The sequence below is a fragment of the Methylococcus geothermalis genome, from assembly GCF_012769535.1.
In the GTDB taxonomy this organism is placed as follows: Bacteria; Pseudomonadota; Gammaproteobacteria; order Methylococcales; family Methylococcaceae; genus Methylococcus; species Methylococcus geothermalis.
In genome coordinates this window covers 1,816,954-1,828,667 of the sequence record NZ_CP046565.1, presented here as the reverse complement: position 1 = coordinate 1,828,667, position 11,714 = coordinate 1,816,954, and the positions used below count along the sequence as shown (strand labels likewise).

Genomic DNA, 11,714 nt, shown 5'->3' with positions numbered 1-11,714 from the left:
CTATTTCTTGTTCAGCGCCTTGCAGTCGTTAAGCCAGGCATTCTGCCTGACCGCCGGATTCCCGCGATACGCCATCAACTGCCGGTAATAGGTATCGGCGTAGCCGAGCAAGGCCTGGTAGTTTTTCAATTCCAGCTCGGTTTTCAGGACCTCGAACTGTTCGCCCAGCACCGGTCCGTCGTAGATCGCCGCGGCGCCCAGGATCGTTTCGGAATAGTACAAGAGATTTTCCGTCAGGGCAGCACGATCGCCCTTCAACTGGTCGCGGCGGGACTTGACGCCCGGGTCGTCCGCACCGAACGCCGCCTCCCGCTGCTTGAGGAGGGTTTCCGCGGCATCGACCCATTTCCCGTCTGCCCCCATCTTCTGGCAGAGGAAAGCCCCCAGACGCAATGCCGCCTTGGCCGCCAGCTTGCGCTGGTCGTCGCGTTCCTGGATGGTCATTTTGAGCCGGTTCTGGACGTTCCTGAGCCGGTTCTTCATGTTGGCATCCTGCGCCGCGTCCGAGATCACCCCCAGCTCAGCGACCGGGTCGTCCAGCGCCTTGGCATCGATGGACTGGGGCTGGCCCGGCGAGGCTTCCGCCGCGATCGCCGCCGAGCCCAGTTTGTTCCAGCCCTCCCGCAGCGACTTGAGCTTTTCGCGGGAGGATTCCACCGGCGCCGTCATGACCAGCCGGAATCCCGTGGTCTCGGCCCGCCGCGGCTCGCCTTTGACGTAGAACGGCACCTCGATGCGCTGGGCGGTACGCACCTCGGCCTGCGGGGTGAAGTAGTTGCCGCCGCGCACCACGAAGCCGCCGGCCTGACCGTGGAGCCGGTCGAGTCGGTTCAAGCGGTAGGGTTCGAAGACCATTTCGTCCACGTTGCCGAGGATGTCATGCAGACCCAGCGGATTCGGCTTGAGCATGCCGATGGGCTGGGGTTTGCCGTTGGCCGATTCGGTGCCTTCGAACCAGACGTAGCGCACCATGTCATCCTCCATCGGAAACGTCCGCTCCCGGAACTGCGCGACCGGCACGGCGAGACCGCCACGGGCGGCGAATTCCCATTCCACCTCGGTCGGCAGGCGCAAGAAGCCGGGCTGCTGGCCATCCTTCGGCAGCTTGTCGGCGGCGTTTTTCAGCAGCCATTGGGTGTAGCGGTCGGCGAACGCCATCGCCTCCAGCCAGGTGACGTTGTTCTGCGGCAGCCGCTGATCGTCAGCCGGAGGCTGGCATTGCGAGCCCAGAGCGGCGTACTGGGCGCGGTTCACCTCGTATTTGCCGATGAGGTAGTAGCGGGTCTTGGCGTCCTGATCGAAGCTCCCGGCGATCTGGGCCGGCCGCGGGTGCTCGGCGTAGGCGTGGTCCGCATCGTCCCCGCCCACGACGATGCCGTAATCGTTGAGCGGCCCCTGGTTGGGAATCAGCACCTTGCGGAAGGCCATGGCGCCGCCGCAAGGCATGGGAAGAATCAGGTCGCCCTTGTCCGCGGCCGGATTGGACAGGTCCTTGGGCCACGCCGCCGCCGGGCCTGGCGAACCGGCGATCAGCAGTAGCGGAACCAGCGAGCGTATGAGCCCGTCGCGCAATGCGGAAATTACGCCGCCTCTCGTCTCTCGATCTTGAATCCACATGAGTCCGCCGCTTCGGTCGATCAGGATTGGCGAGCGATTTTACAGGCGGTCTTTGCCGGAGCGGAGCGCTTTGGCGACCCTTCGGGCTTTTTTGCCGACTCCTTCGCTTCGCATTAGATTCGACCGCCACGTTCCGTTTACCATGCGCCCTCCGGCCGTCTTGCTGCCACTAATCCCCGCCCGAAAACCCATGAGCCGTTACCGCACCGCGCCGCTTGCCTCCACCGAACTCCCGCCCGGCATTCCCTTCATCGTCGGCAACGAGCTGGCCGAGCGCTTCAGCTACTATGGGATGCGGGCGATCCTGGTGGTGTTCATGACCCGCTATCTGGTGGACGCGGCGGGCAACCCGGCGCCCATGCCGGAAAGCGAGGCGAAGGGCTATTTCCATTTGTTCGTGTCGCTCACCTATTTCACGCCGTTCCTCGGCGCCCTGTTGGCCGACGGCGTGCTGGGCAAGTACCGCACCATCATCGCCCTCTCGCTGGTCTATTGCCTCGGGCACTTCGCCCTGGCCCTGGACGACACCCGGATGGGCCTAATGCTGGGCCAGTCGCTGATCGCACTGGGGGCCGGCGGCATCAAGCCCTGCGTTTCGGCGCACGTGGGCGATCAGTTCGGGCAGTCCAACCGGCATTTGCTGAGCAAGGTCTACGGCTGGTTCTACCTCTCCATCAACCTGGGCGCGTTCGTATCCATGCTGTTGATTCCCTGGCTGCTGGAGCACCACGGCGCGGCCGTCGCCTTTGCCGTGCCCGGCCTCCTGATGCTGACGGCGACGATCGTTTTCTGGTCGGGGCGCCACCGTTTCGTGCACATCCCGCCCGGGGGCATGCGCTTCGTCAGGGAGGCATTGAGCGGCGAGGGCTTGCGCGGACTGGGCCGGCTGATCGGCGTGTTTCTCTTCATCACCATGTTCTGGGCGCTGTTCGACCAGACCGGCTCGTCCTGGGTGCTGCAATCCCAGCGCATGGACCGCGTGCTGTTCGGGCACGAGATCCTGCCCTCGCAGATCCAGGCGGCCAATCCCTTGCTGATCGTGCTGCTCACGCCCCTGTTCTACCGCCTGCTGTACCCGGCGCTGGGACGCATCGCACCGATGACCGCGCTGAACAAGATCGCGCTGGGCCTGTCGTTCACCGTGCTGGCCTTCGCCCTCGCCGCCTGGATACAGACGAAAATCGACGCAGGATTGAAACCCGCCATCGGCTGGCAACTGCTGGCTTACCTGCTGCTGACCTCGGCCGAGGTCATGGTGTCCATCACCTCGCTGGAGTTCGCCTACACCCAGGCGCCGCTGACCATGAAGTCCTTCGTCATGGCGCTGTATCTCGGCGCCGTGGCGCTGGGGAACCTGTTCACCGCCCTGGTGAATTTCTGGATCGAGCGCTCGCAGGCGGCATGGCTGGCGGGCGCCGGGTACTTCTGGTTTTTCACCGGACTGATGCTGGTCACGGCGCTGGGATTTTTCGGCTACAGCCGGGGATACAAGGAGGAAGTTCATCTCCAGGCGGAAAATTGATTTTCTGGCACGGTGGAAGATGAAATCCTTATCGATACCCTCACCCTCCCCCTCGCCCCGAGGCGAGAGGGATCGTCGCGCCGCCTGGGGCTGCCGTCACTTGACCGCCGCCGCGCCCTCCCCGCGCGGATCGCTGGCGGCGCTCAGCCTGTTCCGCACCCGGTCCCACTGGACCGCGTGCATGTCGCCATAGCGGTACCCGGTCGGTTTCAGGGTGTGCCCTCGGCTCTCCAACCCCCGGATGTCCTCCTCTGACAGCCCGCCGGGCTCGTACTCCACGACGTCGGGCAGGTATTGATGATGGAAACGCCCGGCCGAAACCCAGGATTCCGCCCCATGCCCCTGGGCGAAGTCGAGCACGGCCAGCAGCACCATGGAGATGATCCGGCTGCCACCGGGCGTCCCGAGCACGGCGGTGCGGTCCTGCGTCTCCAGGAAGGTGGGCGACATGCTCGACAGCATGCGCTTGCCCGGGGCGATGGCGTTCGCGCCCCCGCCGACCAGCCCATAGGCGTTGGGCTTGCCGGGCGCCGTCGCGAAATCGTCCATTTCGTCGTTGAGGAGGACGCCCGTGCCCGGCGGGACGAAACCGGAACCGAAGCTGTTGTTGATGCTCAAGGTGGCGGCGACCAGATTCCCCTCCCCGTCGATGAGGGAGAAGTGGGTGGTGTTGTCGCCCTGGCTGGACGAGGCTTGCGGCGCGCTCAAGGCCGAGCTGGGCAGGGCCCGGTCGGGCCGGATGGCGACGCGCAGCCCCTCCGCGTAATCCGGACTCAGCAACCGGCTCAGCGGCATCCGGACGAAGCCCGGATCGCCCAGGTAAAGATCGCGGTCGCGATAAGCGCGGCGTTCGGCTTCGATCACCAGGTGCTTGCGCGTCAACGCATCCATACCGTCGAGATCATAGGCGGACAATATGTTCAAGGCTTCCAGCAAGACCGTGCCGCCGCTGGACGGAGGAGCCGCGCTGGTGATCCGGATGCCGCGATAACGCCCCCGCACCGGCGCCCTCTCCACCACGCGATAGCCCGCCAGGTCGCCGGCTTGCCAGATGCCGCCGCCGTCCCTCACCCCTTGCACCAGGAGCCGTGCGGTCATTCCGCCGTAGAATCCGGCATGCTCCTGTCTCGCGATGCGCCGCAGGGTTTCGGCCAGATCCTTCTGCACCAGCCGGAAGCCGGCCTGGGGCGCTGTGCCCCGATCGAGGAAAATCGCGCTCGCGGCGGGCGATTGCCGCAAAGCAGCCTCGCGGTCTTTGGCGGCGCGCGCATAGCGTCGGCCCACGGCGAAACCGTTTTCGGCATGGCGGATGGCGGGCGTCAGGGATTGGGCCAGAGGCAGGCGCCCGTAGTCCTTGGACAGCCGCACCAGCGCCGCTGGCAGCCCCGGAATCCCGGCTGACAGCGCGCCATCCAGCGAAGCGCGTGGGCGGGGTTCACCCCGGGCGTCCAGGTACATGTCGGGCCGGGCCGCAAGCGGCGCGGTCTCCCGCCCGTCCAGCATCACGGTCTTGCCGTCGGCCGCCCGGCGCAACAGCCAGAATCCGCCGCCGCCTATCCCTGAGCTTTGCGGCTCCACCACCGCCAGCACCGCGGATACCGCGACCGCCGCATCGAAAGCGTTGCCGCCCTGGTCCAGAATTTCGAACCCGGCCTGCGTGGCCAGGGGATGGGCGCTGGCGATGGCGGCATGACCGGGTCCGCCGGAAGCCTGGGCGGCGCAAACGGCGGCCGCGAGCAGCAGGCATCTCGAGAAGGCCACAGCAGCACGCCGCCAGCCGGGCCGGTTCCACCCCAACCCGTAGCGGATCGATTCAACGCGCCTTACGGACGGCGCCTTCCCGCCGAGGTCCGCCATCAGCCGGTCCCGGATGCTGTATCCATGGCTTTTCGTGCCGCGCCCGGAGAATTCCCACGGCCGGGAAGAGGATCGCTCCCATGGGCTGCCCCCAAATTGACGCCGGCCAGGCAATTCGTGCCGCTGGGACTCGGTTCCCTGATCACGACGCCACCTGGCATTCTTTTCAACCCAAATTGTCCATTAGCCATTTTGCAGCCCCGGGATGAAGGGGGGAGCGGAGGCATTGGCCCAGAGGCCGGCGAACCAGGCGCGTTTTTTACGTGGCACGGACAGCATCAAACGATGCTGGCTGGTATCTTGATGCCACGCGCCACCGATGGCGAGCACCAGGCCGTGCAGGGTGGACAGCGTATGCTGAATCCGGGAGCGCAAGACGGCCTGCCGAAACAGGCTCATCAGGTTGTAGGCGAGCATGGCAAAGCCCAGTGCGGCTTCCGTGGCCCAGAAGTCGCGCATGTTGAACGCATCAAGTCCGAAGTCGGCTTTCAGTTCCTTGATCCGGTTCTCACAGTCCGCTCGTCCCCGATAGGTGCGCCAGACCTCCACCATCGGCAGATCAAGCGTGGTCACGAAGGCTCCATAGCGCCAGCCCTGAATGTCCGGATCGTCGGCGAACAACGACAGCGTCTTGCCCGGCGCCGTTTTGCGCTTGACCGATTGACGCACCACGATCAAGCGCCGTTCACTCTGCCAGCCTGCCGCGTGGTAGCGCAGTTCGGTCAGTTCCAGCCCCGTTTCCAGCGCCCACCAGCCGGTGGCCTGATAGATCGTCCGTTGCAGCGGCTGGGTCAGCCGGGCTGCGATGATGTAGGGAATCCGTTTGCCTTCCAGGGCCGACAGGATGGCCTCGTCGAAGAAGCCGCTATCGGCACGCAGCAGGCCAACGGCCTTGTCGCCCAGATGGTGCAGGGTCGATTCGAGAAATGGCAGGATGTTGTTGGCGCTGTGCGCATTGCCCGGCCGCAGCCAGAAGTTGGCCACCATGCGCGCTTCGGCAACAAAGGCCAGCAGCGGGTGATGGCTGGCCCGACCGTGCCGGTTGGGATTGTAGCCACGCGCCGCCCCTTCCTGCTCGCCGTTGCGGGTGATGACCGTCGAATCCACGTCGAGCGTCACCTGCTTCAAGGCGCTGATCTTGCCAAAGAACCAGCGGTAGGCCTCGGCCTGCACCCGTTCGTTGGTGAGCATGTCAAAGCGGCCAAACAGGCGCATGATGGCCTTGTGGCCAGCAGCACGTGCCCAGCCAAACAGCCGCACCAGCGTGCTGTCCATGCGCACCGTTTCGGCATGCGCGAAGCGGCAGGCGCCGCACCAGATCGAGACGATGAACTGCTCGATCAGTTGCAGCGGCGCATAGCCCCGGTTCGACTTCGGCTCGGGCAATCCCCAGCGCGCCGCTGCTTCCCGAAATCCCATGCTGTCAAGCATCTGCTTGAACAGCGCCAAACCACCCCAGGCCGTCACCTCACGGTGGCTGAAACTGACCGAAAATCCCTCTCCCTGTAGCACAGAACCCGCCATGAGCACCACCTATCCCAATGATCCACAAAAGATTTCTCTAATGACCGCCATTAGAAACCGTCTCGCCCAAACGCCGATACGCCCGCCAATAGCTTGCATCAAAATCAGGAAAAAATGGCTAATGGATTATTTGGGTTGAATCCGGATCAGACTGATGCGAAAGCAGGCGATCCAAGAGAGGGGAAAACCGAGGCCAAAAAAGCCGCTTGAGATTTAACCACCGAGGCGACAACTACCTTGACAATTTCCGACCCCTTCGGATCAAATCCTCCAGACCCAGCCCCAGCTCCGTTGCCTTTTTCTCCTCGTCCTGCGTAACCTTGCTCATGGCGTACTCACCTCAATGCTGCTTTTCAGTCTCGACAACCGAATTGTCAGCAGGGTACGCCACCCGTTCAAGCCATCACCCCCCTGGCTCATACACCAGTTCCGACTATAACTCCATCGCAGCCGCGAATTTATCGATTTGCTCAAACGTCTGGATGCGCATTACCAGAGCCGGCCCCGGAAAATAGGACAGCCGCTTAGGTGAGGTTTCTGTTCTAATCACCGGCCCTAGGAAGGGCTGAAATCGGAGAACAGAGATGAAGAGAAAGAGAAGAAATCACTCGGCGGCCTTTAAGGCCAAGGTGGCCCTGGCAGCGCTCAAAGGCGATAAGACGTTGGCGGAGTTAGCGGAACAGTTTGAAGTTCACGTCAACCAGATCACGCAGTGGAAGAGCCAGTTGCAGGAGCGGGCGAGCGACGTGTTCGCCACAGCCGCGGAACGCAGTGAGTCGAGCGGGCCAGACGTGAAGGAACTCCACGCCAAGATCGGGCAGTTCTTCATGGCTCCATCTTCTCAAGAGTTGGAGCCTCCACCAAAGCCGGGGCGGTTCACATCGTCTTTCCTGTCTCAAAAAAGTCAGAGCTTGTCTCCCTATCTACGCAGATAGTTCTTGACCAGCAAACCCGACACTACTTATAGTCTGTGAACACCCGCGCATGGGTGTACTAACAGGAGAATGAAATGGGCCCGGTTCTGATAGTTTTCCTCATCAATGCAGCAGGGTTTGACGTCCCGTCGAACATCGTGGTTGGCGAAACGCCTTGTGTTAACGCCATAAACAAGCTACGGTCGGAGCAGTATTTGGCAGTAGTTAGTTCGACGGCGGGAAGTAACGGTTCTTTAGTTTATACCATGACCAACGGCCCCTTGCCGAAGGGCTACACCAAAAAAACCGCTATCCTTGAGTGTGGAAAGGCTCCAAGCTAGAACGTCTGAACAAGACACGCGACCGCGGGCCGGACGTTGGCGGTGAACGCGTCGCAACGAGTTGAAGTGGGTTCTGGAGGCTGACGTAGCCGATGTTCGGCGTTCAAGCGTCATTTTCGCCCTCCATCACTCCGCATGGGCGAACTGCGGACGCAATTGGCCGATATCGCCAGCAACATCAGGATCTGAGCGGTGTTCTTGGCCGGTCCTTTGAAGCGCACCTTCACGTAGCCGAACTGGCGTTCGAGGATCCGGAACGGGTGCTCGACCTTGGCACGGATGCTGGCCTTGCAGCACTCGATCTTCCAGGCCGCCTCTCCTGTTGAGCTTCCGGCAAGGCCTTGATGCGGACCGGACGCTGCGCGATCTCCCAGCGCAGCGCCTTGCAGGAGAGCTGCTTCTCGGCGCCAGTGGGGCCGGCATCGGCATGAACGACTTCTTCCTCGCCGTACGGCAGCTCATCGACGACTTCGATATCCGCCTCGTGGGTCGGAGGGTCACCACGGTATGGACCCAGACCGGAGTCGACTTCGGCGCCGATGTGCGCCTTCATGCCGCCTGCCTGCTGCAGGCAGGAAGGACCACTGCTTTCCTCTCTTGGTCCGGTGCATCTCCGGAGCGCGCTCGCGAGCGGCGTTCGTGGCGGAGGTGGGGGCTGCGATGATCGTGCATCGACGTGAACCGCCCCGGCTTTGGTGGAGGCTCCAACTCTTGAGAAGATGGAGCCATGAAGAAGTCAACGAAGTTTTCCCCTGAGGTCCGTGAGCGTGCTGTTCGCCTAGTGTTCGAGTGCCGCAACGAACATCCTTCACAATGGGCTGCCGTGGTTTCGATCGCAGGCAAGATGGGCTGCACGGCGCAGACGCTGCTGAGCTGGGTGCGACGTCATGAACGCGACACGGGTCAACGTGATGGCCTGACATCGGCAGAGCAGCAACGCATCAAGGAACTGGAGCGGGAAGTGAAAGAGCTGCGCAAAGCCAATGAGATCCTCCGGTTGGCCAGCGCTTTTTTCGCCCAGGCGGAGCTCGACCGCCGATTCAAGTCGTAAGGGAATTCGTGGATGTGCACCGGGATACCTTTGGGGTCGAGCCGATCTGCAAAGTCTTGCAGATCGCCCCGTCGGGCTATCGGCGTCACGCGGCACAGCAACGCAACCCGGCACTGCGCAGTGCGCGTGCCCAGCGCGACGACGCCCTGGTTCCGCAGATCGAACGCGTCTGGCAGGTCAATTTGCAGGTGTATGGCGCCGACAAGGTGTGGCGACAAAGGAACCGGGAAGGCATCGCCGTCGCCCGCTGCACGGTCGAGCGGCTGATGCGACGGCTTGGCCTGCGCGGTGTCATCCGTGGCAAGGTGGTGCGGACCACGGTCAGCGACCGCACGCTGCCTTGCCCGCTGGATCGGGTCAATCGGGACTTCAAGGCCGAGCGTCCCAATCAGCTGTGGGTGGCCGATTTCACCTACGTCTCGACCTGGCAGGGATGGTTGTACGTGGCATTTGTCGTCGACGTGTTTGCCCGGCGCATTGTCGGCTGGCGGGTGAGTTCTTCCATGCACACCGACTTCGTACTCGATGCGCTGGAGCAAGCGCTGTATGCCCGCCAGCCGGAACGCGATGGCGCCCTGATCCATCCTTCGGACCGCGGTTCGCAGTACCTCAGCATCCGCTACAGCGAGCGCCTGGCCGAGGCCGGTATCGAACCCTCGGTGGGCAGCAAAGGCGACAGCTACGACAACGCGTTGGCCGAAACCATCAACGGCCTCTACAAGGCTGAGTTGATCCACCGGCGGGCCCCCTGGAAAACCCGGGAAGCCGTCGAACTGGCTACGCTGGAATGGGTCTCCTGGTTCAACCACTCAAGGCTGCTGGAACCCATCGGGTATATCCCTCCCGCAGAAGCTGAGGCAAACTACTATCGCGACTATCGCGACTTAGCCCGTCGGGCTGCCCAACTGGCGTAACTTAAACCAACCAGCCTCCACCAAACCCGGGGCGGTTCATGCTGCTCCGAAGCAAAGGTATGAACCCGCCCTACGTTCTGGTAGGGCACTCGCTCGGCGGTTTGTATATGCAGCTTTTTGCCCGACGCTACCCGGACGAGGTGAGCGCGCTTATTCTCGTCGACTCCACTCATCCAAAACAGCTCGATGGCGAAGGCTCTCTGGATAAGCTGCCATTCTTGACTCGGGGTTTACTCGGCATTTTGGTGACGGGTACGGCCAGGGAGGAACTCGACCTGCTGCCTCAAACCGGCGAGCAGGTCCTCGGCTTACCGCCCCTGCTGAATAAACCGGTGTTCGTTCTAAGCGCGTCTGAACCGATGAAAGAAAAATCACCGTTGGCGGATGATGCAAACGCAAAACGCAAAGACATCGCCCGGCTTTATCCCGGCTCCAAGCAAATATGGGTCGATAGCGGACATGCCATTCCGTTGGAAAAGCCCGAGGCGGTCATCTCGGCCATACGCGAGGCGACGCGGGCGTCCCGTCAGTCTTCGAACGCCGGGATCACCTCGTTCTCGGCCCGACCGGCTTCCATCCATTCCTGCGTCGCCGGGTGGCCGAGCACCGTGCTCACGTACTCGGCCGCCGACTTACCGGCCTCGAGCCGGTAAGTCGCAAACCGCAGCGCGACGGGCGCGTACATCGCATCGGCGATGCTGAAGCGACCGAACAGCCAGGGTCCATCGCCGGCAAAACGCTCCCGGCAGTCCCGCCAGATATGGCCGATGCGGGCAACATCCCGGTGCACGGCCTCCGGCACCGCCTTGACCGCGGGAGGCCGGCGGCAATTCATGCCACAGTGCGTGCGCAGCGCCAGGAAGCCGGAGTGCATTTCCGCCGCGAGCGAGCGGGCGAGCGCCCTGTCCGCGGGCGCTTGCGGCCAGCCGGATGTTTCGGGAAACCGCTCCGCCAGGTATTCCAGGATCGCCAGGGAATCCCACACCGCGACGTCGCCGTCGATCAGCACCGGCACCTTCCCCGTCGGGGAATGCGCCAGAATCTTCGGCTTCGAGTCTTCCCGGTACAGAGGAATCCGGACCTCCTCGAAGGCCAGGCCGTGGTGCTTCAGGTACAGCCAGGGACGCAGGGACCAGGACGAATAGTTCTTGTTGCCGATGACCAGGGTCAGGCTCATGGGGTTTCCTTTTCGTGATGGCAGACGGGGGACGGTGAAACCGTGCTTCGCCGCCGGATGGCGGCCAGGAAAATAGACACCCCCAAGGCCGCCAGCAGATGCTTGAGGGCGTGTCCACTCAAGGGATGGAACATCCGGAAGATGGGCTCGTCCAGGAGTTCCGCGGCCTTGGCGGCGGCATAGGCGCCGAACACCGCCCACAGGTAAGCCGTGCCGCCGAACCTCGACCGGAACAGGAGGAGGATCAGCGGAATCAGTGCCATCGGCAGGAACTGGACCAAGCCGTAGAGACGGAGGTCGCCACGGCCCCGCGTTTCGGTGAAATCCCAGTAGAACACCGAAACGATGCCGATCGCGAGCAGCGGCCACAGCAGGCGCCGCCCCAAAGGCACGGACAGGTACTCGGCGACGACGATGGCGAATAGGGCCATGAAGGCGACGGTCATGGGCAGCCGGTCCCAGACCAGGGTGGCGTTGTTCGGATTCAGGTGGTAGTACGCCGAGCCCGGCGCTACCAGGGCGACCCCGGCGAAGAAGATCAGGTAGGCGATGCGGAACTCCGCCAGGATGGCCGGCCTTCCCCGGCACACTTCCAGGACGCCGGCAAGGCCGATTAACAGAAACGGCAGATTGCTCATGACGTTCCAGAAATTGGGAATGCCGAAACGGGCATTGCCGTCCGCGAACCCGTGGTAAGCAGGGTCCTGCGGAATGGCGGGCACACATAAGGCGCCTATCACGGCCAAAGCCGCCAGGACCAGCAGCAGTCTCTCCTTTTGTCGCAAGGCACCCTCCGA

At 63.2% G+C, this 11,714-nt stretch carries 9 protein-coding genes, 2 pseudogenes and 1 other annotated feature; of the genes and pseudogenes, 4 read left to right on the top strand and 7 right to left on the bottom strand.

Features of this window, described 5'->3' with window-relative positions; translation table 11 throughout:
* Entirely contained in the window at positions 1 to 1,617 is a 1,617-nt protein-coding gene (locus tag GNH96_RS08745) for a formylglycine-generating enzyme family protein (protein WP_169603320.1), read from the bottom strand.
* Positions 1,618 to 1,807: 190 nt separating this feature from the next.
* Between GNH96_RS08745 and GNH96_RS08740 the strand changes: the two genes are divergently transcribed.
* Positions 1,808 to 3,139, top strand: a complete 1,332-nt coding sequence (locus GNH96_RS08740; protein WP_169603319.1) for a POT family MFS transporter — start codon at positions 1,808 to 1,810, stop codon at positions 3,137 to 3,139.
* 96 nt (positions 3,140 to 3,235) lie between these two features.
* Here GNH96_RS08740 and ggt read toward each other — a convergent pair whose 3' ends face one another.
* Entirely contained in the window at positions 3,236 to 4,996 is a 1,761-nt protein-coding gene (gene ggt / locus GNH96_RS08735; protein WP_169603318.1) for a gamma-glutamyltransferase, read from the bottom strand.
* Between the two features lie 183 nt (positions 4,997 to 5,179).
* Positions 5,180 to 6,520, bottom strand: a complete 1,341-nt coding sequence (locus tag GNH96_RS08730) for an IS1380 family transposase (RefSeq protein ID WP_169602424.1) — start codon at positions 6,518 to 6,520, stop codon at positions 5,180 to 5,182.
* A gap of 584 nt (positions 6,521 to 7,104) precedes the next feature.
* Here GNH96_RS08730 and GNH96_RS08725 point away from each other — a divergent pair.
* Positions 7,105 to 7,341, top strand: a pseudogene (locus GNH96_RS08725) (transposase); the annotation flags it as partial.
* A gap of 544 nt (positions 7,342 to 7,885) precedes the next feature.
* Here the strand turns inward: GNH96_RS08725 and GNH96_RS16335 are convergent.
* Positions 7,886 to 8,026: a hypothetical protein gene (locus GNH96_RS16335; protein ID WP_407658849.1), complete on the bottom strand. Its 141-nt coding sequence runs from the start codon at positions 8,024 to 8,026 to the stop codon at positions 7,886 to 7,888.
* Entirely contained in the window at positions 7,999 to 8,328 is a 330-nt protein-coding gene (locus tag GNH96_RS16040; RefSeq protein ID WP_228719774.1) for a hypothetical protein, read from the bottom strand. Before GNH96_RS16040 ends, GNH96_RS16335 begins: the two co-directional genes overlap by 28 nt.
* A gap of 174 nt (positions 8,329 to 8,502) precedes the next feature.
* On the opposite strand from GNH96_RS16040, the gene GNH96_RS08715 reads away from it, so the two are divergent.
* A protein-coding gene (locus tag GNH96_RS08715; protein ID WP_407658810.1) for an IS3 family transposase occupies positions 8,503 to 9,740 on the top strand; the annotation gives its coding sequence in 2 pieces (ribosomal slippage) (positions 8,503 to 8,782 and positions 8,782 to 9,740; 1,239 coding nt in all).
* Positions 8,781 to 8,897 (top strand) — a sequence feature (AL1L pseudoknot). (Overlaps the previous gene by 117 nt.)
* Before the next feature lie 38 nt (positions 9,741 to 9,778).
* A pseudogene (locus GNH96_RS16330) lies at positions 9,779 to 9,865 on the top strand (alpha/beta fold hydrolase); the annotation flags it as partial.
* A 401-nt stretch (positions 9,866 to 10,266) separates the two neighbouring features.
* On the opposite strand, the gene GNH96_RS08705 reads toward GNH96_RS16330, so the two are convergent.
* A complete protein-coding gene (locus GNH96_RS08705) occupies positions 10,267 to 10,917 on the bottom strand; it encodes a glutathione S-transferase family protein (RefSeq protein WP_169603316.1) in 651 nt (216 codons plus the stop codon).
* Positions 10,914 to 11,702, bottom strand: coding sequence for a ceramidase domain-containing protein (locus GNH96_RS08700; RefSeq protein ID WP_169603315.1), 789 nt, complete (start codon positions 11,700 to 11,702; stop codon positions 10,914 to 10,916). The genes GNH96_RS08705 and GNH96_RS08700 overlap by 4 nt, the downstream gene beginning before the upstream one ends.
* Positions 11,703 to 11,714 lie beyond the last annotated feature (12 nt).

Bases quoted from the DNA above. Each gene is read 5' to 3' on its own strand.
- GNH96_RS08705 (WP_169603316.1), bottom strand. From the start codon at position 10,917: ATGAGCCTGACCCTGGTCATCGGCAACAAGAACTATTCGTCCTGGTCC.
- GNH96_RS08745 (WP_169603320.1), bottom strand. From the start codon at position 1,617: ATGTGGATTCAAGATCGAGAGACGAGAGGCGGCGTAATTTCCGCATTG.
- GNH96_RS16040 (WP_228719774.1), bottom strand. From the start codon at position 8,328: ATGAAGGCGCACATCGGCGCCGAAGTCGACTCCGGTCTGGGTCCATAC.
- GNH96_RS08740 (WP_169603319.1), top strand. From the start codon at position 1,808: ATGAGCCGTTACCGCACCGCGCCGCTTGCCTCCACCGAACTCCCGCCC.
- GNH96_RS08730 (WP_169602424.1), bottom strand. From the start codon at position 6,520: ATGGCGGGTTCTGTGCTACAGGGAGAGGGATTTTCGGTCAGTTTCAGC.
- ggt (WP_169603318.1), bottom strand. From the start codon at position 4,996: ATGGCGGACCTCGGCGGGAAGGCGCCGTCCGTAAGGCGCGTTGAATCG.